Origin of the sequence: Pseudomonas sp. App30, from assembly GCF_047947025.1 — a bacterium.
In the GTDB taxonomy this organism is placed as follows: Bacteria; Pseudomonadota; Gammaproteobacteria; order Pseudomonadales; family Pseudomonadaceae; genus Aquipseudomonas.
The window spans coordinates 2,360,239-2,382,611 of record NZ_CP133165.1 but is presented as its reverse complement, the minus strand read 5'-3'; the positions used below and the strand labels follow the sequence as shown (position 1 = coordinate 2,382,611).

The following is a 22,373-nucleotide window of genomic DNA, read 5'->3' as shown; positions in this document are numbered from 1 at the left end:
GGGACGCGGCCTGCGGCCGCTGCTACAGGCCGCGTCCGGGTCAGCCGAATACCTTTTTCAGGAACGCCTGCATGTCCGCCCAGGATTTCTCGTCGGCAGCCTTGTTGTAGCCAATGTCCGGGCCGCCATGGTCGCCATGGGCCAGGCGGTCGGCGTCGGGGTTGGTGAAGCCATGCTTGGCGCCGGGCTGCACCACGAATTGGTAGTTGACCCCGGCGGTGGACATCTCGGTCTTGAAGTCGGCCACGTCCTTGGGCGTGCTCATGCTGTCCAACTCGCCGTGCTCGACCAGGATCGGGGTTTTCACGCTGCCCTTGGTGGCCCGGGTCTTGGCCGCCAGGCCGCCGTGGAAGCTCACCACACCGGCCAGGCTTTCGCCATGGCGCGCGGCGTTGAGCACCACGGTGCCGCCGAAGCAGTAGCCGATGGCGGCGATTTTCGCCGGGTTGGTCTGCGGCTGCTTTTTAAGCAGTTGCACGCCGGCGTCGAAACGGGCGCTGGAGACCTGGGCGTTGGCCGAGGCTTCCTGCATGAAGGCCATGGCATCTTTCGGGTGCTCGGTGTTCTTGCCATCGCCGTACATGTCGATGGCCAGGGCGCTGTAGCCCAGGGCGGCGAGGGCGCGGGCGCGGCCCTTGGCGTAGTCGTTCAGGCCCCACCATTCGTGCACCACCACCACGCCGGGGCGTGGGCCCTGGATGGCATCGTCGTAGGCAAAGTAGCCCACCAGCGGTGTGCCGTTGAGATCCTTGTAGTGCAGTTCCTGGGTCTTGATTTCGGCCTGGGCCAGGGTGCTGGCCGCCAGCAGCAGGCACATCAACAGTACACGCATGTTCGTGGCTCCTCGTATAAGCAGTCAGCTCAGCCTAGACCATGGCTGGTTCAGTAAGGGTTCAGCGCTGCCTGACTAAGCTTGTTACAGGTACACTCTTGGCGCCGGGGCTTGTTCGTGCAAGCGCCCGGTGCCGTCATACGGACGAGGTAACACGGCGGCCCGCAAAGCAGGGCACCAACCGGGGAGCACTATGAAACTGCTGGTGGTAGAAGATGAGGCGCTGTTGCGGCACCACTTGTATACCCGCCTGACCGAGAGCGGTCATGTGGTGGAGGCCGTGGCCAATGCAGAGGAAGCCTTGTACCAGGCCTCGCAGTACAATCATGACCTGGCCGTGGTCGACCTGGGCCTGCCCGGCATGGGTGGCCTGGAGCTGATTCGGCGCCTGCGCGCCGACGGCAAGGCCTTCCCGGTGCTGATCCTCACCGCCCGCGGCAACTGGCAGGACAAGGTCGAAGGCCTGGCTACCGGCGCCGATGACTACGTGGTAAAACCCTTCCAGTTCGAAGAGCTGGAAGCGCGCCTCAACGCCCTGCTGCGCCGCTCCAGCGGTTTCATCCAGTCGACCATCGTCGCCGGCCCCCTGCTGCTGGACCTCAACCGCAAGCAGGCGAGCCTGGACGAGCAGCCCCTGGCCTTGACCGCCTACGAATACCGCATTCTCGAATACCTCATGCGTCATCACCAGCAGGTGGTGGCCAAGGACCGCCTGATGGAACAGCTGTACCCGGACGACGACGAGCGCGACCCGAACGTGATCGAAGTGCTGGTGGGCCGCCTGCGCCGCAAGCTGGAAGGCACCAACGGCTTCAAGCCCATCGAGACCGTGCGCGGCCTGGGCTACCTGTTCACCGAGCGGTGTAAATGATTCGATCGCTGCGCGTACGGTTGATGCTGGCGGCCTTCCTGCTGTCGGTGCTGTTCATGATCGGCCTGCTGCCAGCGTTGCAAAGCACCTTCAGCCTGGCGCTGCGCGAGTCCATCGAGCAGCGCCTGGCGTCGGACGTGACCACCCTGATCTCTGCCGCCCGGGTCGAGAACGGCAAGCTGCAGATGCCCGACCTGCTGCCCGACGAGCGCTACAACCTGCCCGACAGCCGCCTGCTGGGCTACATCTACAACCGCGAGGGCGAGCTGGTATGGCGCTCGCGGGCCACCACCGAACAGAGTATCAACTACAAGCCGCGCTATGACGGCATGGGTGCGCAGTTCGCGCACATCCACGAGCCCAATGGCGAGGAGTACTTCGTCTACGACGTGGAGGTGAAGCTGCTGGGCGGCAAGAGCGCGGCCTACAGCATCGTCGCCCTGCAATCGGTGAAGGGCTACAAGATGATTCTCTCGGGCCTGCGCGAGAAGCTCTCGCTGGGCTTCGGCGCCGCCTTGCTGGCCCTGCTGGTGCTGCTGTGGGCCGGCCTGACCTGGGGCCTGCGCGCCCTGCGCCAGCTGAGCCTGGAGCTGGACCAGATCGAATCCGGCCAGCGTGACAGCCTCAGCGAGACCCACCCGCGCGAACTGCTGCGCCTGACCGGCTCGCTGAACCGCCTGCTCAGCAGCGAGCGCGAGCAGCGCGGCCGCTACCGTGATTCCCTGGGCGACCTGGCCCACAGCCTGAAGACGCCCCTGGCGGTGCTGCAGGGCGTGAGCGAGACCATCGCCCAGCGCCCGGAGAACATCGAGCAGGCGCGCATCCTGCAAAGCCAGATCGAGCGCATGAGCCAGCAGATCGGCTACCAGCTGCAGCGCGCCAGCCTGCGCAAGAGTGGCCTGGTGCGCCACCAGGTGCTGCTGATGCCGCTGCTGGACAGCCTCTGCAGCACCCTGGCCAAGGTGTACCGCGACAAGCGCGTGCACGTCAGTTTCCATGTGGCTGACTCGGCCCAGGTGCCGATGGAGGAGGGCGCGCTGCTGGAAATGCTCGGCAACCTGCTGGAGAACGCCTACCGCCTGTGCCTGGGCGAGGTGCGGGTGAGCCTGGCCTCTGGCGAGTTCGGCACCCAGCTGAGCATCGAGGACGACGGCCCGGGCGTGCCCGAGAGCCAGCGCGCGCGCATCCTGCAACGGGGTGAGCGGCTGGACCGGCAGAACCCGGGGCAGGGTATTGGCCTGGCGGTGGTCAAGGACATCATCGAAAGCTATGACGCGCAGCTGATCCTGGATGATTCGCCCTTGGGTGGGGCGGCGTTCCGGGTGCGCTTTAAACCGCTCTGAAGTGGGCTATACCTTTAGGTAGGTGGTAGCCGGTGACGCGGCCTTCGGCCGCTGCTACAGGAAATGTGTAGCAGCTGCCGCCAGGCTGCGTCCAGCCGTTACCCGACTTTGCGGCGGAAATCCGCCATGTGGCGGAAGTTGTTCCAGGGAAATGGCGGATTTCCGCCAGGCAAGTTCCCCAATAGTGGCTAACATGATGGCACCCAACCCCCACAATCATTGACCGTTCGCCTTGGCGCGCGACCTGGCACGGCCCTTGCGATACAAGTCGCAAGGTCTGCCGCGCGCAGCTCGACAATAAATCCCTCCAGTACAGGAGGGTTCGTGCTTTAGGTGTCGTGTGCATCACAGGAATGGATGCCAGGCGATGCACTTGAGGAACTTGCAATGACGACTCGTCAGCCACTGTACAAATCGCTGTATTTCCAGGTGATCATCGCGATCATCATCGGTATCGCGTTGGGGCACTTCTACCCTGACACCGCGGTAACCCTGAAGCCACTGGGCGACGGGTTCATCAAACTGATCAAAATGGTCATCGCTCCCATCATCTTCTGCACCGTGGTCAGCGGCATCGCCGGCATGGAAAGCATGAAGGCCGTGGGCAAGACCGGTGGCTACGCGCTGCTGTACTTCGAGATCGTCTCCACCATCGCCCTGCTGATCGGCCTGGTCGTGGTCAACGTGGTTGGCCCGGGCAACGGCATGCACATCGACCCCGCCACCCTGGACGCCTCCAAGGTCGCCACCTACGTGGCCGCCGGTAAAGACCAGAGCGTGATCGCGTTCTTCCTGAACATCATCCCCAACACCATCGTCGGCGCCTTCGCCACCGGTGACATCCTGCAAGTGCTGATGTTCGCCGTGCTGTTCGGCTTCGCCCTGCACCGCCTGGGCGCCTATGGCAAGCCGCTGCTGGACCTGATCGACCGGTTCGCCCACGTGATGTTCAACATCATCAGCATGATCATGAAGCTGGCCCCCCTGGGTGCGCTGGGTGCCATGGCCTTCACCATCGGCGCCTACGGCGTGAGCTCGCTGGTGCAGCTGGGCCAGCTGATGATCTGCTTCTACATCACCTGCATCCTGTTCGTGCTGCTGGTGCTGGGCTCGATCGCGCGCTTCCACGGTTTCAGCATCATCAAGCTGGTGCGCTACATCCGTGAAGAGCTGCTGATCGTGCTGGGTACCTCCTCGTCGGAATCGGCCCTGCCGCGCATGCTGGTGAAGCTGGAGCGCCTGGGCGCGCAGAAGTCGGTGGTTGGCCTGGTGATTCCTACCGGCTACTCGTTCAACCTGGACGGCACCGCCATCTACCTGACCATGGCCGCGGTGTTCATCGCCCAGGCCACCGATACGCACATGGACCTGTTCCACCAGCTGACCCTGCTGGCCGTGCTGCTGATCTCCTCCAAGGGCGCCGCCGGCGTTACCGGTAGCGGCTTCATCGTGCTGGCCGCCACCCTGTCGGCCGTTGGCCACCTGCCGGTGGCTGGCCTGGCGCTGATCCTGGGCATCGACCGCTTCATGTCCGAAGCCCGCGCCCTCACCAACCTGGTCGGCAACGCCGTGGCCACCCTGGTGGTTGCCAAGTGGGTCGGCGAGCTGGACGAAGACACCATGAAGGCGCAACTGGCCGCAGGCCCTACCGCCATCGAAGTGGCTGAAGCCCACGAAGCCGTGGCAGTCGACGCCCCGCGCTAAGCGCTGGCGCAAAAGAAAAAACCCATCTTCGGATGGGTTTTTTTATGCCTGCGGGTTATTCGACGCGGGTCTCGCCGGTGAACACCAGCGTGTGCCGGCAACGCCTGCACAGGTACCGCCGGCCCTGGCGCACCAGGCTGTGGCGCTGGGCGCTGAACGGGAAGTCGCTGTCGGCGCAGGGGCAGCGGTAGATATAGCGCGTCACCCGCCGGCGCTTGACCTCGTAGGTGTGGCAGCGGTTGGGCGGCAGCTCGTACACGCCACGCATGATCAGCTGCCACTCCTCGCCATGGGGCGCGATGCGGTCGCCGAACAGCTGGTGCGCCACCAGGTGGGCCACCTCATGGGGCACGGTCTGGCGCAGGAAGTCTTCGCTGTTCTCGCGGTACAGTTGCGGGTTGAAGCGCAGCAGGTTCTCGTGCAGGTGGGCAACGCCGGCTTTCTGCCCGCGCAGCTTGAAGCTCACCTGGGGGCGGGCGAAGGAGCGTTTGAAGAAGGCTTCGGCTTGCTGGAAACAGGATTCGACGCGGGAATTGAGTACTTCGGGCATGCTAGACGACACTCCATATGTGCCGATTATGCCGCAACCACAGGGGCATGCCGAGCCGCCCGTCGCCGGGCGGCCAGCGCTGTTCAGTTGGTGTAGACCGGGCCTACGCCCAGCCCCCAGATGATCACCGTGAACGCCATGATCGCCACCAGCACCACCAGGCCCACCGCCAGCACCGAGCTTGAGAACAGGAAGCCCTCGTCGGCGTGGATGTTCATGAAGGTGGGCAGGCCCACGTACAGCAGGTACACGGTGTAGCAGATGGCGGCGGTGCCTACCATCATGCCCAGCCACAGGTGCGGGTACAGCGCCGCCAGGCCGCCAATGAACAGCGGCGTGGCGGTGTAGGTGGCAAAGGCAATGCAGCGCGCCAGGCTGGGGCTGGCGTCGTAGGTGCGGGCCATCCAGTGAATGAACGCGCCCATCACCGCCACGCCGGCCAGCATGGCGATGTACGACATGATGGTCATCCAGATGGCGCTGTCGAGGGTCAGCATCACCGGCGCCCGGTTGCCGATCACCCAACCCACCTTGGTGGTGCCGATGAACGCCGATATGGGCGGTATCGCCGCCAATATCAGGGTGTGGGTGAGGTACATGTGGCCGATGGATTCTTCTTCGCCACGGATCTGGTGCCATTCTTGATCGGGATGGGTGAACAACCCCACGACGTGATGGATCATGCCAGTCACTCCTACGGTAGTTACAGCCTCACACGGGAGTATAGGGCGCAGATGTCGGCAGTTTTAGAGCAAATCGCGCTGTAGGGGCGAGCTGTAATGACTTTGCAGTATTTGCCTGGGCGGGCGGGTGAGTTGACCAGATACCGTACCCCCGCGCCGTCTTTACAGGTAAAATGCCCGGCTTTTCGTCTCACCACGCGGATTTCAAGCGCCATGGGCACCCTTTCGGTCAACCAGAACAAACTGCAGAAACGCCTTCGCCGGCTGGCGGGCGAAGCCGTCGCCGACTACAACATGATCGAGGACGGTGACAAGGTCATGGTCTGCCTGTCGGGCGGCAAGGACAGCTACACCATGCTCGACGTGCTGCTGCACCTGCAGAAGGTTGCGCCGATCAAATTCGACATCGTCGCCGTGAACATGGACCAGAAGCAGCCTGGCTTCCCCGAGCACGTGCTGCCGGCCTACCTCAAGGAGCTGGGCGTGGAATACCACATCGTCGAGAAAGACACCTACTCGGTGGTGAAGGAACTGATTCCGGAAGGCAAGACCACCTGCTCGCTGTGCTCGCGCCTGCGCCGTGGCACGCTGTACACCTTCGCCGACGAGATCGGTGCCACCAAGATGGCCCTGGGGCACCACCGCGACGACATCGTCGAGACCTTCTTCCTGAACATGTTCTTCAACGGCAGCATGAAGGCCATGCCACCCAAGCTGCGCGCCGACGACGGCCGCAACGTGGTGATCCGCCCGCTGGCGTACTGCAACGAGAAGGACATCCAGGCGTATTCGGACCTGAAGCAGTTCCCGATCATCCCGTGCAACCTGTGCGGCTCCCAGGAGAACCTGCAGCGCCAGGTGGTCAAGGACATGCTGGTGGAGTGGGAACGCAAGCACCCGGGGCGTACCGAGAGCATCTTCCGCGGCCTGCAGAACGTGGTGCCGTCGCAGCTGGCGGACCGCAACCTGTTCGACTTCGTCAACCTGGCGATCGACGAAAGCGCGCCTTCGCGCGTGTTGAACGTGTTGAATATCTGATCGTTTCAGTGGGAGCTGGCTTGCCAGCGAGCTTTTCGGGCGCCCCCCAAAACTCGCTGGCAAGCCAGCTCCCACAGATCAATCCGCCTTAAGCTCGATCACCCGATTACGCCCACCCTCGGCCAGCAGATACGTGTTGTCGCCCGTAGGCAGCAACTCCTGCGGCGCCCGCAGGTGCGACAGGATCACCTGCAGCTTGCCATCCGGCGTGCGCAGCCACAGCCGCGCCAGGTGCGTCTGGTCTTCCACTATCCATAGCCCGCGCTTGTCGCACAGGATGAACGTGGGGTTGGTGATGCCGTCCACGTAAACCGGGTCCTTGCCCGATTCTTCGAACTGGCGGATCACGCCTTCCTTTTTCACCGTGTACAGCAGCTTGCCACCGGGGCAGATCTCCACCGACTCGGTCTGCGCCAGCTTGTCGCGCAGCACGGTCAGCGAGCCGTCGGCGGCGTCGTAGCGCATCAGCCGGCCGTCGTCGTGGCGGTCCTCGATGGCGTACAGGTTGTCGCCGTCGGCCTTCAGGCCCTGCACGTCGCGGCCCATGAACAGCTGGGTGACCTTGCCGTCCTTGAGCAACTGCACTGGCTTGTTGTCGAACTCCTGGCTGAAGGCGTGGCCACCCAGGAAGGGTGCCAGGCCGTCGGGCTTGGTCAGGCCGTCGACAATCACCGTGCGGGTGCCGTCCGGGGCGATACTGCTCAGGCGGCCCTTGTCGTCACGCAGTTCCTCGGTGACCAACACGTTGGCGCCGTCCAGGCCCAGGCCCGCGGCCTTCTCGACCTTGTCGTAGACCAGGCGCGTGCTCCAGCCGGAGGCGGCCTGCACCGGCCAGTAATGCTGCCAGCCCAGAAAACCCAGTGCCCCGACAACGGGGACGGCGGCCAGCAACAACAGCGGTTTGAGTTTCATCAGCGTTCCATGCGGTTAGTGATTGACGGTGTAGGCCAGCATTGCCGACAGCTGGCACATGGGGCGCCCGCTCTCGGCCTGCCATTGGTTGAACACTTCCTGGACCTTGGCCTGGTCGCGCTTGCTGCTGGGCACCTTGTCGACGATGCCCTGGGCGTTGAGCGCGGCCACCACGTCCCAGGTGGGGATGAAGGTGTCCTTGCCCACCATGCGCAGGAAGCGTGGCGCCGACAGGCCACCCATCTGGTTGCCGTGCTTGGCCAGGTACTGCCACAGGCCGGTGATGTCGGTCACTGGCCAGTCGGCGATGAAGTCGCCGAAGCTCTTGTGTTCGTGCTCGATGTCGAGGATCAGCTGGGCGTTGCGCGGCACGCTCTTGAGCTTGCCCAGGTGGCGGATGATGCGCGTGTCCTGCATCAGCCGCTCCAGGTGCTCGGCGCCCATCAGCACCACTTTCTCCGGGTCGAAGCCGAAGAACACCTGCTCGAAGGCCGGCCACTTGGCGTCCACCAGGCTGTGCTTGAGGCCGGCACGGAACACCCGCAGGGCCATGGTCGACAGGTAGCGGTCAGCGGGGATCTTGCGCAGTTGTGCCGGGGTTTTCGCGTCGGGGAGATGGTCTTGCAGTGCCTGCGCCGAGCCGAAGCGGTTAAGGCAGTATTCGTGTAGCCACTTGTAGTCCTGCATTCACACCAGGCCCTCTCCGGCCAGTTTCCGATTCAATTGAAAGCGCCAGCGCACGTACAGCAGGGCGCTGGTGAACACCGCCAGGCTGGCGGCCATTTCCAGCAGGCCGAACAGTTGGCGGTTGGGGTCGAAGGCGGCCAGGGCGCCCTTGATGAAGTACAGGTTGACCGCAAAGCAGGTCCACGAATGCCCGCGTGGGCTGCCCAGCAGCATGCCCGGGGTGAGCAGCAACAGCGGCACCAGCTCGATCAGCAGGATGACCCAGGGCCGTGCGCCGTGCAGGTCGGCCACCAGCAGGTAGTAGCCGCACAGCAGCGCGATGAAACCCAGGAAGCAGCCAAGGCTGGCCCAGCGCGCGGCCCGCACCCGCGGTTGCAACCAGTCGACGCCGGGCAGCACCCTGGCGCGTTTAGCCACGCGCCGGCTCCAGTTTCTGGGCGATGCCGCCCAGGCGCTGGCCCAGGGCGCGGCACAGGGCAATCTCGTGCTCGTCCAGGGCGCGCTTGCTGTCCGCCCCGGCGTGGTGGCTGGCGCCGTAGGGCGTGCCGCCGCCGCGGGTGTCCAGCAGTGCAGATTCGCTGTAGGGAATGCCGCTGATCAGCATGCCGTGGTGCAGCAACGGCATCATCATCGACAGCAGGGTGGTTTCCTGGCCGCCGTGCAGGCTGGCGGTGGAGGTGAACACCGAGGCCGGCTTGCCCACCAGGGCGCCGCTCAGCCACAGGCTGCTGGTGCCGTCCAGGTAGTACTTGAGCGGCGCCGCCATGTTGCCGTAGCGGGTAGGGCTGCCCATGGCCAGGCCGGCGCAGTTTTTCAAGTCGTCGATGCTGGCGTAGGGCGCGCCGTGCTCGGGAATGCTGGGGCCGCTGGCCTCGTGGTCGGCAGACACCGGCGGCACGGTGCGCAGGCGCGCCTCGATGCCGCTCAGCTCCACGCCGCGGGCGATATGCTTGGCCATCTGCGCCGTGGCGCCGCCACGGCTGTAGTACAACACCAGGATGTACGGCTGGGTCACGACAGGATCTCCAGCACTTTCTCCGGTGGGCGGCCGATGGCGGCCTTGTCGCCGGCAATCAGGATGGGCCGTTCGATCAGGCGCGGGTGCTGCACCATGGCCGCGATCAACTGGTCTTCGCCCAGGGTGGCGTCGGCCAGGTTCAGGGCCTTGTATTCGTCTTCGCCGGTGCGCAGCAGGGCCCGTGCGTGCAGGCCCAGCTTGGCCAGCACGGCCTTGAGGGCGGCGGCGTCAGGCGGGGTTTCCAGGTATTTCACCACGTTGGGTTCCAGGCCGCGGGCCTGCAGCAGTTCCAGCGCGGCACGGGACTTGGAGCAGCGCGGGTTGTGATAAAGCGTCAGGTCGGTCATTTGCGGTCGCACCTTGAGTCAAGTGGGGGCTATTCTAACCCTGTGGCGGGCAGTGTCTAACCGCTCGCCACCTTTTTGGCAGCACTTTAAGGAAGGTAGCAATCATGGCATGGCGTGTGGCGGTGTGTCTGGCCCTGGTGTTGTTGAGCGGGTGCGGGGCGGACTACGGGGTGGACCAGAACGGCAAGCTGGTCAAGGCGCGGCAGTTGCAGGATCAGTGGCTGGTGGTGAATTACTGGGCGGACTGGTGCGGCCCGTGCCGCAGCGAGGTGCCACAGCTCAACGCCCTGGCCGAGCAGCTCAAGGGCAAGGGTGTGGCGGTGCTGGGGGTGAACTTCGACGGCCTGCACGGCGATGACCTGAAGAAGGCCGCCCAGGAGCTGGGCATCACCTTCACGGTGCTGGCCGACGACCCGGCGCCGCGTTTCGACCTGCCGCAGAATGACGCGCTGCCCATCACCTACATCATCGATGCCAAGGGCAAGGTGCGCGAGCAGTTGGTGGGGGAGCAGACGGCGGCGGGGATCAGCGAGAAGCTGGCGAAGTTGAAGAGTTCGTGAGGGCGCCGGACGCGGCCTTTGTGGGAGCTGGCTTGCCAGCGAGCTTTTAAGGCCTCAACAGCTCGCTGGCAAGCCAGCTCCCACAAGGTCAGCCTTCGTCAGGCCACAGGCGCAGCGGCTTGCCTTCCTCGGGCCAGAGGCGAATCTGGCCTTCCTTGGACACGCTCCAGCGCTGCACGCCACCCAGGGCCTGCAGGAAGCGCTGTTCCTGCTCCATGGTGGCCGGGTCGCACAGGCGGCGCGTGCTGCCCACCGCACCAAACGTCAGGTGGTGATGCGACAGCGTGTACGGCGCGAACCAGTGGTTGCAGCCAGCGTTGCCGTAGGCGCGGCCGTCTTCGCCCAGGGTCAGGCTGATGTGGCTGTAGTCCATCAGCGGCTTGTCGCCGATCCACTCCAGGGTGTACGCCTGTTCCTGTTGCAGCTTGGGCCCGGACGCGCAGCCCGCGAGGGTGGCGGTCATTGCCGCCAGCAGCAGGGCTTGTTTCACGGGCGCGGCTCCTGGCATTTGCGGCACAGGTGCTTGTCGCCCTCGGTGCTCCAGCCCAGCTCGGCGATGCGCGCCGTGGCGGCAGGCTTCTGCGCCTTGGTGCCCAGCTTGGCGTCGACCGCGAATTCGAACTCGAGGTCCGCTGCACAGGCGTCGCACTGCACGTGCCACTGGTGAATGGCCAGCTCGCCGAACACCGGGCCACGGGCCACGGCTACCCATTGCCCCGGCGGGTTGATCAGGTGGCGGACTTTTTCGATGGTCAGGCGCATGGACAGGGTCTTGCTGCCCTTGAGGGTCACCAGCAGAACGTCGTCGTTGTGAATCGAACCACCGTTGCCGGTGACCTGATAGCGGCCTGGTGCCAGGGCGCGGCATTCAATCAGGGTGTGGTGCGGGTTGAGCAGGCTGTAGCGAAAATCGTGTTCGACCATGGGTCCTCCAAATCTGCGCGACATGCTAGCACGGGCGGCGGGTCAAGCCTCGACCAGATTCTGCGGGCAACCACGCCCCCAGTCGGAAATATTGGCCAGGGTGGTACTGGCGATCGCGGCCAGGGCCTCGCGGGTCAGGAATGCCTGGTGGGCGGTAATGATCACGTTGGGGAAGGTCAGTAGCCGGGCCAGCACGTCGTCCTGCAGGGGCAGGTCGGAGCGGTCCTCGAAGAACAGCTGGGCTTCCTCTTCATACACGTCCAGGCCCAGGTAGCCCAGTTGGCCGCTTTTCAGCGCGTCGATCAGCGCCGGGGTGTCCACCAGCGCTCCACGGCCGGTGTTGATGAGCATGGCGCCGGGCTGCAGGGTCGCCAGGCTGTGGGCGTTGATCAGGTGCTGGGTGGCGGGCGTGAGCGGGCAGTGCAGGCTGATGATCTGCGCCTGCGCCAGCACCTCGTCCAGCGGCAGGTAGCGCGCGCCCAGGGCCAGCACCGCGTCGTTGGGGTAGGGGTCGTAGGCCAGCAGCTGGCAGCCGAAGCCGTGCATGATGCGCGCGAAGGCGGCGCCGATCTGGCCGGTGCCGACCACGCCCACGGTCTTGCCCACCAGGTCGAAGCCGGTCAGGCCGTGCAGGGTGAAGTCGCCGTCGCGGGTGCGGTTGTAGGCGCGGTGCAGGTGGCGGTTCAGCGCCAGGATCAGCGCCACGGCGTGTTCGGCCACGGCGTGGGGCGAATAGGCCGGCACGCGCACCACGGCCAGGCCCAGGCGCCGGGCGCAAGCCAGGTCCACGTGGTTGTAGCCGGCCGAGCGCAGGGCAATCAGGCGCGTGCCGCCGGCGGCGAGTTGCTCCAGCACCGCGGCGCCGAGGTCATCGTTGATGAACGCGCATACCACCTCGAAGCCGGCGGCCAGCGGCGCGGTGTCCGGGGTCAGGCGCGCCGGCTGGAAGTGCAGGTCGATATCGGGGTCGCGAGGCACGGCCAGGAAGCTGTCCTGGTCGTAGTGCTGGCTGCTGAACAGGAGGGTGCGCATGGTCGGGCTTCCTTTGGCGGGAGGTTTGGAACCGTGGCGCGGCTATCGCGACCAAGGTCGGCTCCTACGCGGATCGTGGTAGGAGCCGGCCTTGGCCGCGATGGGGCCGACGCGGTCGTCAGGCAGAAATGCGCGCATGCTCGGCCAGGCGCAGGATGGCGGCATCCAGCTCATCCAGTGCGTCCTGCGCCTCGCTGTCGTTCTGCTTGAGCAGCGTCTCGCTGCGCTGGCAGGCCGCGCGCAGTTGCGGCACGCCGCAGTAGCGGGTGGCGCCGTGCAGGCGGTGCACGCGTTCGATGGTCAGGGTGTGGTCGGCGTCCTTGCGGGCGGCCTGGATGGCCTGACGCTCTTCTTCCAGCGAGGCCAGCAACATGGCCAGCATGTCGGCGGCCAGGTCTTCCTTGCCGGCGGCCAGGCGCAGGCCTTCGTCGGGGTCGAGCACGTGCAGCACGTCGTCTTCCTGCACCCATTCGCCGCGCTCGCTGGTGCGCGTGCGCAGCACCAGGCCGGTCCACTTGAGCACCACCTGGGCCAGCTGGCGGTCGCTGATCGGCTTGGTCAGGTAGTCGTCCATGCCGCTTTGCAGCAGGGCGCGTTTCTCGTTGGCCATGGCGTGGGCGGTGAGCGCCACGATGGGTAGCGCCGGCCCCGGCTGCGCGGCTTCCCACAGGCGGATTTTCTCGGTGGTCTCGCGGCCGTCCATGCCCGGCATCTGCACGTCCATCAGCACCAGGTCGAAGCGCTCCTCTTGCACCGCGCGCACGGCGCTGGCGCCGTTGTCCACGGCCAGCACCTCGGCGCCCAGGTCTTCGAGCAGGGTTTGCACCAGCAGCAGGTTGGCCGGGTTGTCGTCCACGCACAGCACCCGTGGGGCGCGGTTGATCAGCGGTTCGCTGCCGTCGGGGCTGTCGTGGCGCAGGCGCTTGGGGTTGATCAGGTCGCTGAGGCCGCGGCGCAGCTTGCGCGTGCAGGCCGGCTTGGGTTGCAGTTGGCTGTGCGGGTTGGGTACGGCAGGGTGGAACAGCGTCTGCTCGGTGGTGGGGCAGAGCACCAGCACCCGGCAGCCGGATTTCTCCACGTCGCGCACCTGCTGGGCCAGGCGATCGGGGCCGACGTCGTAGCTGGTCAGGCCCAGCACGGCCAGGTCGATGGGCTGGCCGGCCAGGTGCGCGGCGTCGGCGGCGGTGATCAGTTTTTCCACCGAGGGGAAGGTCACCACGTTCAGCCCCAGGTCTTCCAGCTGGTGCTGCAAGGCCTGGCGCGCCAGCTCGTGCTGTTCGACCACGGCAATGCTGCGGCCGTTGAGCGGCTCGCCGGGCAGGTCCTCGGCGTCGTCGCGGGCCTTGGGCAGACGCAGGCTGATCCAGAACTCCGAGCCTTCGCCGGGGGTGCTGTCGACGCCGATCTCGCCGCCCATCTGTTCGATCAGGCGCTTGGAAATCACCAGGCCGAGGCCGGTGCCGCCGGGCTGGCGGCTGAGGGAGTTGTCGGCCTGGCTGAAGGCCTGGAACAGGGTGCGCACATCCTGGCTGGACAGGCCGATGCCGGTGTCCTTGACGCTGATGCGCAGCTGCACGCCGTCGTCGCTTTCATCCTCGAGCATGGCGCGGGCGACGATGGTGCCTTCGCGGGTGAACTTGATGGCGTTGCTCACCAGGTTCGTGAGGATCTGCTTGAGCCGCAGCGGGTCGCCGATCAGCGAGATCGGGGTGTCGCGGTACACCAGGCTCACCAGCTCCAGCTGCTTGGCGTGGGCGGCGGGGGCTAGGATGGTGAGGGTGTCCTGCAGCAGGTCGCGCAGGTTGAACGGAATGCTGTCGAGCACCAGCTTGCCGGCCTCGATCTTGGAGAAGTCGAGGATCTCGTTGATGATGCCCAGCAGGCTGTCGGCGGATTTCTCGATGGTGCCCAGGTAGTCCAGCTGGCGCGGCGTGAGGTCGCTTTTCTGCAGCAGGTGGGTGAAGCCCAGGATGCCGTTGAGCGGGGTGTGGATCTCGTGGCTCATGTTGGCCAGGAACTCGGACTTGATGCGGCTGGCCTCCAGGGCTTCCTTGCGCGCCAGGTCCAGCTCGATGTTCTGGATCTCGATGGTCTCCAGGTTCTGGCGCACGTCTTCGGTGGCCTGGTCGACGCTGTGCTGCAGTTCTTCCTGGGCGCCTTGCAGGGTCTCGGCCATGCGGTTGATGCCGGCGGCCAGCTCGTCCAGTTCGTGGCTGCCCAGCGCCGGCAAGCGTGCTTCCAGGTTGCCGTCCTTGAGCTGCACCACGGTCTGCTTGATCTGGCTGATGGGGCCGTTGATGCCACGGCTCATGCGCATGGCCAGCAGGCCGGTGGCCAGCAACCCGCCGGCAATCAGCATGAGGCTGGCGAACAGGCCGCGGTACACCCGCAGCAACGTGCCGTCGTGGGACAGCTCCAGCTCCACCCAGCCCAGCAGCAGGTCGGCCTCGCTGGGTACCACTTCCCCGGCCAGGTCGCGATGGTGGCCGAACACCGGTAGCAGGTAGCGGGTGGCGTCGTTGCCGCTGCGCAGCAGCAGGTGGGTGCTGTTGCCGATGGGCACCGGGTTGAGCATGCTCGGCCCGGCGTGGGCCAGGGGCGTGTGGTCGGCGGCCAGGAACGACACCGCGCGCACATCGGCCTGTTCCAGCGCCTGGGCGGCGATGCGCTCCAGCAGCGGCGAGTCGTTGCGGGCCATGCCGCGGGCCACCAGCGGCGCCAGCTGCTCGGCAATCATCTGCCCGCGGCGCAGCAACTGCGCCTGCAGTTCGGCCTGCTGCATCCAGCTGAAATAGCCGCCCAGCAGCACCGCCATCAAGGTGGCGGGCAGCAGCGCCAGCAACAGCACGCGGCCGCGGATCCCGAGTCGTTTCAGCACGCCTGTTTCTCCCTTCAGGGCCGTGGTGGTTTACCCGGGGAAAATACCTCGATAGCGCCACTTATGCACTTCATACCTGCCGTTGTGTCGGGCAATGGTTGCCTAGAAGATGAAACATCCTGAATAATTAGTTATTGATAATCACTTCTAGATGCCAATGAATCCTGCAATCAGTTGTGTCGGCCACATCCTCGCCATCGAAGACGACCCGGTGCTGGGCGCCTACGTGCACGAGGAGCTGGGCCGCTGCGGGTTCCAGGTGACCTGGTGCCAGAACGGCAGCGACGGCCTGGCCCTGGCCCGCGGCGAGGGCTTCGACGTGGTGCTGATGGACATCCTGCTGCCGGGCATGAACGGCCTGGACGTGCTGCAACACCTGCGCGAGCACTCGGCCACGCCGGTGATCCTGATGTCGGCACTGGGCGCCGAGGCGGACCGCATCACCGGCTTCCGCCGTGGCGCCGACGACTACCTGCCCAAGCCGTTCAGCGTCGACGAGTTGCAGGCGCGGGTGGAGGCCATCCTGCGCCGCGTGGCCCTGGAGCGGCGGCGCAGCCAGGTGCCCCAGCGCAGCGAGGGCGACGGCCTGCACTTCCACGACACGCTGTTCGACGTGACGTTCGGCGATAAGGCCGCCGGCCTCACCCGCAGCGAATTCCGCCTGCTGGACACGCTCAACCGCAGCGCCGACGAGGTGCTGACCAAGGCCTTCCTCTACCAGCACGTGCTGCAGCGCGGCTACGCCCAGCACGACCGCAGCCTGGACATGCACATCAGCCAGATCCGCCGCAAGCTCAAGGCCGTGGGCTACCTGGCGCGCCAGGTGCGCACGGTGTGGGGCAAGGGCTACGTGTTCACCGCCAACGAGGACGTCTGAGGTGCCGGGGCGTCAGTCGCTGTTCTGGAAACTGGTGGTGCTGCTGGTCGCCTTCTGCCTGCTGATGATCTGGCTGAGCTGGTCGTGGGGGCGCTACATGGAGACCCAGAACGCCTTCCTCTCCCGCGACGCCAAGGCGCTGCTGGCCGACTACGCCGAAGACGCCGAGCGGGCCTGGGAGCAGGGCGGCAGCGCCGGGGTGGATGCCTGGCTGGCGACCATGGCCCGCCGCGAGAAGGGCTGGACGGGCGTGATTGGCCACGACCTGCAGCCGCTGGGCAGCCAGCCCCTGACCGACGCCCAGGCCCAGCGCATGACCTTCCTGCGCGGCCTGGACTGGCCCGTGAGCCGGCGCAGCATGGGCCTGCCGTGGCTGCGCGTGCCGTTTCCCGGCAACCCCCGCGCCGGCAGCCTGGTGATCGAACTGCCCGAGCGGCTGATGCCCGGCCGCTACGCGCTGCTGTGGCACCTGACCATCACCGGCATCATCCCCGGGGTGTTCACCTTTCTGTTGTGCGTGGGCCTGTACCGCCTGCTGATCGCGCCGTTGAACCGCCTGCGCGAACAGGCCAACGCCTGGCGCGCCGACCCGCTGCAAGGGCGCCTGAACGCCCAGGCCACCAGCCGTGCCGATGAGCTGGGCGAGCTGGGGCGCGCCTTCGACCACATGGCCGAGCGCCTGCAAAGCACCGTGGCCCTGCAACGCCAGCTGCTGCGCGACCTGTCCCATGAACTGCGCACGCCCCTGAGCCGCCTGCGGGTGGCCGGCGACAGCGAACAGGACTGCGCGCGCCTGCGCGACCGGGTGCAGCGCGAGGTGCAGGGCATGCAGCGGCTGGTGGACGACACCCTGCAACTGGCCTGGCTGGACACCGAGCGCAACGCCCCGGCCCTGGAACCCATCCAGGTGCAGGCACTGTGGGACATGCTGGCCGAGAACGCCTGCTACGAGAGCGGCTGGCCCAGCAGCCAGCTGCACTGCGCGGTGAGCGCCGACTGCTGGGTGCAGGGCAACCTCAACGCCCTGGCCCAGGCGCTGGAGAACATCCTGCGCAACGCCATCCGCCATTCGCCGCCGCGCGGCGTGGTCAGCCTGCACGGCCGTCGCGAAGGCGACCAATGGTTGCTGTGGTTGGATGACCAGGGCGGCGGCGTGGCCGAGCGTGACCTGGAGCGCATCTTCCACCCCTTCATTCGGCTGGACGGCTCGCGCCCCGGCGACGGTGGCTTCGGCCTCGGGCTGAGCATCGCGCGCAACGCCCTGGCCCGCCAGGGTGGGGCGATGTGGGCGCAAAACACCGGCGTGGGCCTGCGCCTGAACCTGCGCGTGCCGGCTGCTTATAGTTCAATGGAATAAGCCGCGCACTTTGCGTGATATGGCCTTGGGGCGTTTGCCGGTATGATAGGCGCCCCCGCAGTCCGGATTGCGAAGACGCCATGACCCTGCAGTACCCAACCATCGCCGATTGCGTCGGCAACACGCCGCTGGTGCGCTTGCAGCGCCTGGCCGGCGAGACCAGCAACATTCTCTTGCTCAAGCTCGAAGGCAACAACCCGGCAGGTTCGGTGAAAGACCGCCCGGCGCTGTCGATGATCAGCCGTGCCGAAGCGCGTGGCCAGATCCAGCCCGGTGACACCCTGATCGAGGCCACCTCCGGCAACACCGGCATCGCCCTGGCCATGGCGGCAGCGATCAAGGGCTACAAGATGATCCTGATCATGCCCGACAACTCCACTGCCGAACGCAAGGCGGCCATGACCGCCTACGGCGCCGAGTTGATCCTGGTGACCCGTGAGCAGGGCATGGAAGGCGCCCGCGACCTGGCCGAGCGCATGCAGGCCGAAGGCCGCGGCAAGGTGCTGGACCAGTTCGCCAACGGCGACAACCCCGAGGCCCACTACGTGAGCACCGGCCCGGAGATCTGGCGGCAGACCAACGGCACCATCACCCATTTCGTCAGCTCCATGGGCACCACCGGCACCATCATGGGCACTTCGCGCTACCTCAAGGAGCAGAACCCCAACGTGCAGATCGTCGGCCTGCAGCCGATGGAAGGCTCGGCCATCCCTGGCATCCGTCGCTGGCCCACCGAATACCTGCCGAAAATCTACCAGGCCGACCGCGTCGACCGTATCGTCGACATGGCCCAGGCCGAAGCCGAGGACGTCACCCGCCGCCTGGCGCGCGAGGAAGGCATCTTCTGCGGCGTGTCCTCGGGCGGTGCCGTGGCGGCCATGCTGCGCCTGTCCCGGGAAGTGGAAAACGCCACCATCGTCGCGATCATCTGCGACCGCGGCGACCGCTACCTGTCCAGCGGCATTTTCGATGCGACCAACTGATGGCTAAGAAGAACGTCGGCCTGCGCTTCCAGCCCACGGGCGGGCAGCGCGCCGTGCAGGTCCCTACCGGCAAGAAACAGCGCCTGGACATCGAGCGCCTGAGCAACGATGGCCGCGGCATCGCCTTCCTCGAAGGCCGCACCTGGTTCGTGCTGGGCGCCCTGGCGGGCGAGCAGGTGGAAGCCCGGGTGCTCAACGCCCACGGCAAGGTGGTGGAAGCACGCACCGAAAAGGTGCTCAAGGCCAGCGCCATGCGCCGCCCTGCATCCTGCAAGCATGCCGACCGCTGCGGCGGTTGCAGTGTGCAGCACGTGCCCCGCGAAGAGCAGCTGGCGCTGAAACAGCGCATGCTCGCCGAGCACCTGCAGCGTGCGGGCAATATCGCCCCGCTGCAGTGGGACGCGCCCCTCACCGGGCCCGAATTCGCCTACCGCCGCCGTGCCCGCGTGGCCGTGCGCTGGGACATCAAGGCGCGCAAGCTCGACGTCGGCTTCCGCGCCGCCGCCAGCCAGGACATCGTCGCCATTGATGAGTGCCCGGTGCTGGTACAGCCCTTGCAACCGATCATGAGCGGCCTGCCCGCGGCGCTGGCCGGCTTGAACAAACCCCAGGCCATCGGCCATGTGGAACTGTTCGCCGGCACCGCGCTGTGCGTGCTGGTGCGTCATACCGCAGCGTTGCCCGACGCCGACCTGCAAGCCCTGCTGGCGTTCTGCGCCCAGCACGGCGCCCAGCTGTGGCTGCAAGGCGAAGGCGCGCCGCAACCGGTGGATACCAATGCCACGCTGGGTTTTGCCCTGGCGCCGTGGGACCTGACCCTGGCATACCGCCCGGGCGATTTCGTGCAGGTGAACGAAGGGGTCAATACCGCGATGATCGAACAGGCTTTGGCCTGGCTCGAGCCGCAACCCCAGGAGCGCGTGCTGGATCTATTCTGTGGTTTGGGCAACTTCGCCTTGCCGCTGGCCACACGGGTGGCCGAGGTGGTGGCGGTGGAAGGCGTGCAGGCCATGGTGGACCGCGCGCAGGCCAACGCCCAGAGCAACAAGCTGGATAACGTGAAGGTTTTTCAGGCCGATCTGTCCCAGCCGCTGGCTGGCGCCGACTGGGCCGCCGGGGGCTTTTCTGCGGTACTCTTGGACCCACCGCGCGACGGTGCGTTCGAGGTGGTCAGGAACCTGCCGGCATTGGGTGCCAAGCGATTGGTGTATGTGTCCTGCAACCCGGCAACTTTGGCTCGCGACGCGGTCGAATTGATCAAGCAGGGCTACCGGTTAAAACGTGCCGCAATCCTCGACATGTTCCCCCAGACAGCGCATGTCGAGGCGATGGCGTTATTTGAAGCGGACCAGGACGGTCCGTCTAATCCGACTGGTGCTTGAAAGCAAGTCCTTCGCCGGCCCAGCGAAGGTCAAAGCCAGCGATCTGTTGATGCGTTAGCAACGTGTCATAGGGAAGGTAAACAAGATGGTACAGGTGAGAGCACACCAGCCGATCAACACTGACGGCAGTATCAATCTCGATGCATGGCTGGACCACATTGTCAGTGTCGACCTGGCACTGGACCGTGAGGCCCTGAAGGCGGCGTGCGAGTTCGCCCTGCAGGCCGAGCAGCAAGGCAACATGGCCAAGCATTCCTGGGCCGACGGCACGTCGTGTTTCCAGGCCGGCCTGGAAATAGCCGAAATTCTCGCCGACCTCAAGCTGGACCAGGACACCCTGGTGGCCGCGGTCATCTACCGCGCCGTGCGCGAAGGCCGGGTGACCCTGGCCGAGGTCGGCGAGCGCTTCGGCGCCGTGGTCACCAAGCTGATCGACGGCGTGCTGCGCATGGCCGCCATCAGCGCCAGCCTCAGCCCGCGCCAGTCGCTGGTGCTGGGCAGCCAGGGCCAGGTGGAAAACCTGCGCAAGATGCTCGTCGCCATGGTCGACGACGTGCGCGTGGCGCTGATCAAGCTGGCCGAGCGTACCTGCGCCATCCGCGCGGTGAAGAACGCCGACGAGGAGAAGCGCAACCGCGTGGCCCGCGAGGTGTTCGACATCTACGCGCCGCTGGCCCACCGCCTGGGCATCGGCCACATCAAGTGGGAGCTGGAGGACCTGTCCTTCCGCTACCTGGAGCCCGACCAGTACAAGCAGATCGCCAAGCTGCTGCACGAACGGCGGCTGGACCGCGAGCGCTTCATCAGCGACGTGATGACCCAGCTGCAGAACGAGCTGCTGGCCACCGGCGTCAAGGCCGACATCAGCGGCCGCGCCAAGCACATCTACTCCATCTGGCGCAAAATGCAGCGCAAGGGCCTGGAGTTCAGCCAGATCTACGACGTGCGTGCGGTGCGCGTGCTGGTGCCGGAAATGCGCGACTGCTACACCGCGCTGGGCATCGTCCACACCCTGTGGCGGCACATTCCCAAGGAGTTCGACGACTACATCGCCAACCCCAAGGAGAACGGCTACCGCTCGCTGCACACCGCCGTGATCGGCCCCGAAGGCAAGGTGCTGGAGGTGCAGATCCGCACCCACGCCATGCACGAGGAAGCTGAGCTGGGCGTGTGCGCGCACTGGCGCTACAAGGGCACCGACGTCAAGTCGGGCTCCAACCACTACGAAGAGAAGATCTCGTGGTTGCGCCAGGTGCTGGAATGGCACGAGGAACTGGGCGACATCGGCGGCCTGGCCGAACAGCTGCGCGTGGACATCGAGCCTGACCGCGTCTACGTCTTCACCCCCGACGGCCACGCCATCGACCTGCCCAAGGGCGCCACGCCGCTGGACTTCGCCTACCGGGTGCACACCGAGATCGGCCACAACTGCCGTGGCGCCAAGATCAACGGGCGCATCGTGCCGCTCAACTACAGCCTGCAGACCGGCGAGCAGGTGGAGATCATCACCAGCAAGCACGGCACGCCGAGCCGCGACTGGCTGAACTCCAACCTGGGCTACGTGACTACTTCGCGCGCCCGGGCGAAGATCGTCCACTGGTTCAAGCTGCAGGCCCGCGACCAGAACGTGGCGGCCGGCAAGACCCTGCTGGAGCGCGAACTCAGCCGCCTGGGCCTGCCCCAGGTGGACTTCGAGCAGCTGGCCGAGAAAGCCAACCACAAGACCGCCGAGGACATGTTCGCCGCCCTCGGTGCCGGCGACCTGCGCCTGGCGCACCTGGTCAATTCGGCCCAGCAGCTGGTGGAGCCGGAGCGCGGCAACGAGCAGCTGGAACTGATACCGCGCAAGTCCAGCACCGGTTACAAGCCGGGCAAGCGCGGCGACATCCAGATCCAGGGCGTGGGCAACCTGATGACGCAGATGGCCGGCTGCTGCCAGCCGCTGCCGGGCGATGCCATCGTTGGCTACATTACCCAGGGCCGCGGCGTGAGCATTCACCGCCAGGACTGCGCCTCGGTGCTGCAGCTGGCCGGCCGCGAGCCGGAGCGCATCATCCAGGTCAGCTGGGGCCCGGTGCCGGTGCTCACCTACCCGGTGGACATCATAATCCGTGCGTACGACCGTTCCGGCCTGCTGCGTGACGTCTCCCAGGTGCTGCTCAACGAGCGCATCAACGTGCTGGCGGTGAACACCCGCTCGAACAAGGAAGACAACACCGCGCTGATGTCGCTGACCATCGAGATTCCTGGCCTGGACGCCCTGGGGCGCCTGCTGGGGCGTATCTCGCAGTTGCCGAACATCATCGAGACCCGCCGCAACCGTACCCCATGAGTTACGATCCTGACACTGAACCTGTCAGGGTTTGAGAACACCTGTGGGAGCTGGCTTGCCAGC

General features: G+C 66.1%; 22 protein-coding genes. 10 read left to right on the top strand and 12 right to left on the bottom strand.

Translation table 11 applies throughout. From position 1 onward, the window contains the following. Window positions 1-40: 40 nt before the first annotated feature. Window positions 41-832 (bottom strand): dienelactone hydrolase family protein, encoded by a 792-nt coding sequence (locus RAM80_RS10955; RefSeq protein ID WP_416426433.1) that lies wholly within the window; start codon window positions 830-832, stop codon window positions 41-43. A 193-nt stretch (window positions 833-1,025) separates the two neighbouring features. On the opposite strand from RAM80_RS10955, the gene RAM80_RS10950 reads away from it, so the two are divergent. From RAM80_RS10950 to RAM80_RS10940, 3 genes are all read left to right on the top strand, one after another. Continuing rightward, on the top strand, window positions 1,026-1,703 hold the full coding sequence (locus RAM80_RS10950; RefSeq protein ID WP_268149043.1) for a response regulator: 678 nt from the start codon (window positions 1,026-1,028) through the stop codon (window positions 1,701-1,703). Next, window positions 1,700-3,046 (top strand): ATP-binding protein, encoded by a 1,347-nt coding sequence (locus RAM80_RS10945; protein ID WP_416426432.1) that lies wholly within the window; start codon window positions 1,700-1,702, stop codon window positions 3,044-3,046. The genes RAM80_RS10950 and RAM80_RS10945 overlap by 4 nt, the downstream gene beginning before the upstream one ends. 387 nt (window positions 3,047-3,433) lie before the next feature. Further along, window positions 3,434-4,750: a dicarboxylate/amino acid:cation symporter gene (locus tag RAM80_RS10940; RefSeq protein WP_416426430.1), complete on the top strand. Its 1,317-nt coding sequence runs from the start codon at window positions 3,434-3,436 to the stop codon at window positions 4,748-4,750. 55 nt (window positions 4,751-4,805) lie between these two features. Here RAM80_RS10940 and RAM80_RS10935 read toward each other — a convergent pair whose 3' ends face one another. Both RAM80_RS10935 and RAM80_RS10930 read right to left on the bottom strand, forming a co-directional pair. Continuing rightward, on the bottom strand, window positions 4,806-5,300 hold the full coding sequence (locus RAM80_RS10935) for a SprT family zinc-dependent metalloprotease (protein WP_416426429.1): 495 nt from the start codon (window positions 5,298-5,300) through the stop codon (window positions 4,806-4,808). Window positions 5,301-5,383: 83 nt separating this feature from the next. Then, on the bottom strand, window positions 5,384-5,983 hold the full coding sequence (locus RAM80_RS10930) for a Yip1 family protein (RefSeq protein ID WP_416426428.1): 600 nt from the start codon (window positions 5,981-5,983) through the stop codon (window positions 5,384-5,386). A gap of 213 nt (window positions 5,984-6,196) precedes the next feature. Here RAM80_RS10930 and ttcA point away from each other — a divergent pair, with 213 nt between their 5' ends. Next, on the top strand, window positions 6,197-7,021 hold the full coding sequence (gene ttcA, locus RAM80_RS10925; RefSeq protein ID WP_027977162.1) for a tRNA 2-thiocytidine(32) synthetase TtcA: 825 nt from the start codon (window positions 6,197-6,199) through the stop codon (window positions 7,019-7,021). Between the two features lie 78 nt (window positions 7,022-7,099). Here the strand turns inward: ttcA and RAM80_RS10920 are convergent, their stop codons facing one another. The 5 genes from RAM80_RS10920 to arsC are packed head-to-tail and all read right to left on the bottom strand — an operon-like array spanning window position 7,100 to window position 9,985. Then, a complete protein-coding gene (locus tag RAM80_RS10920) occupies window positions 7,100-7,933 on the bottom strand; it encodes a hypothetical protein (protein WP_416426425.1) in 834 nt (277 codons plus the stop codon). Window positions 7,934-7,948: 15 nt separating this feature from the next. Further along, window positions 7,949-8,620 (bottom strand): DNA-3-methyladenine glycosylase I, encoded by a 672-nt coding sequence (locus RAM80_RS10915; RefSeq protein WP_416426423.1) that lies wholly within the window; start codon window positions 8,618-8,620, stop codon window positions 7,949-7,951. Continuing rightward, complete coding sequence (locus tag RAM80_RS10910) at window positions 8,621-9,037, bottom strand: DUF2069 domain-containing protein (RefSeq protein ID WP_416426421.1); 417 nt, start codon at window positions 9,035-9,037, stop codon at window positions 8,621-8,623. It abuts the gene before it with no gap. Continuing rightward, window positions 9,030-9,635 (bottom strand): NAD(P)H:quinone oxidoreductase, encoded by a 606-nt coding sequence (gene wrbA, locus RAM80_RS10905; RefSeq protein ID WP_416426419.1) that lies wholly within the window; start codon window positions 9,633-9,635, stop codon window positions 9,030-9,032. The genes RAM80_RS10910 and wrbA overlap by 8 nt, the downstream gene beginning before the upstream one ends. Further along, window positions 9,632-9,985: an arsenate reductase (glutaredoxin) gene (arsC, locus tag RAM80_RS10900; RefSeq protein WP_416426417.1), complete on the bottom strand. Its 354-nt coding sequence runs from the start codon at window positions 9,983-9,985 to the stop codon at window positions 9,632-9,634. The genes wrbA and arsC overlap by 4 nt, the downstream gene beginning before the upstream one ends. Window positions 9,986-10,089: 104 nt before the next feature. Here arsC and RAM80_RS10895 point away from each other — a divergent pair, with 104 nt between their 5' ends. After that, a complete protein-coding gene (locus RAM80_RS10895) occupies window positions 10,090-10,545 on the top strand; it encodes a TlpA disulfide reductase family protein (protein ID WP_416426415.1) in 456 nt (151 codons plus the stop codon). A gap of 88 nt (window positions 10,546-10,633) precedes the next feature. Here RAM80_RS10895 and RAM80_RS10890 read toward each other — a convergent pair whose 3' ends face one another. The 4 genes from RAM80_RS10890 to RAM80_RS10875 all read right to left on the bottom strand — a co-directional run bounded on the left by RAM80_RS10890 (window position 10,634) and on the right by RAM80_RS10875 (window position 15,379). Continuing rightward, window positions 10,634-11,008, bottom strand: coding sequence for an META domain-containing protein (locus RAM80_RS10890; protein ID WP_416427454.1), 375 nt, complete (start codon window positions 11,006-11,008; stop codon window positions 10,634-10,636). A gap of 23 nt (window positions 11,009-11,031) precedes the next feature. Then, on the bottom strand, window positions 11,032-11,469 hold the full coding sequence (locus tag RAM80_RS10885; RefSeq protein WP_416426413.1) for a hypothetical protein: 438 nt from the start codon (window positions 11,467-11,469) through the stop codon (window positions 11,032-11,034). A 42-nt stretch (window positions 11,470-11,511) separates the two neighbouring features. Further along, a complete protein-coding gene (locus tag RAM80_RS10880; RefSeq protein WP_416426411.1) occupies window positions 11,512-12,501 on the bottom strand; it encodes a 2-hydroxyacid dehydrogenase in 990 nt (329 codons plus the stop codon). Between the two features lie 118 nt (window positions 12,502-12,619). Then, window positions 12,620-15,379, bottom strand: a complete 2,760-nt coding sequence (locus tag RAM80_RS10875; RefSeq protein WP_416426409.1) for a response regulator — start codon at window positions 15,377-15,379, stop codon at window positions 12,620-12,622. A gap of 157 nt (window positions 15,380-15,536) precedes the next feature. Between RAM80_RS10875 and RAM80_RS10870 the strand changes: the two genes are divergently transcribed. The 5 genes from RAM80_RS10870 (at window position 15,537) to relA (ending at window position 22,310) form a co-directional block, all read left to right on the top strand. Beyond that, on the top strand, window positions 15,537-16,256 hold the full coding sequence (locus RAM80_RS10870; protein WP_416426408.1) for a response regulator transcription factor: 720 nt from the start codon (window positions 15,537-15,539) through the stop codon (window positions 16,254-16,256). Between the two features lies 1 nt (window position 16,257). Continuing rightward, window positions 16,258-17,613 (top strand): histidine kinase sensor domain-containing protein, encoded by a 1,356-nt coding sequence (locus tag RAM80_RS10865; protein ID WP_416426407.1) that lies wholly within the window; start codon window positions 16,258-16,260, stop codon window positions 17,611-17,613. A gap of 80 nt (window positions 17,614-17,693) precedes the next feature. Beyond that, window positions 17,694-18,596: a cysteine synthase CysM gene (gene cysM / locus RAM80_RS10860; RefSeq protein WP_416426405.1), complete on the top strand. Its 903-nt coding sequence runs from the start codon at window positions 17,694-17,696 to the stop codon at window positions 18,594-18,596. After that, entirely contained in the window at window positions 18,596-19,978 is a 1,383-nt protein-coding gene (gene rlmD / locus RAM80_RS10855) for a 23S rRNA (uracil(1939)-C(5))-methyltransferase RlmD (RefSeq protein WP_416426403.1), read from the top strand. Before cysM ends, rlmD begins: the two co-directional genes overlap by 1 nt. A gap of 85 nt (window positions 19,979-20,063) precedes the next feature. Next, entirely contained in the window at window positions 20,064-22,310 is a 2,247-nt protein-coding gene (gene relA, locus RAM80_RS10850) for a GTP diphosphokinase (RefSeq protein WP_416426401.1), read from the top strand. Window positions 22,311-22,373: the final 63 nt, after the last annotated feature.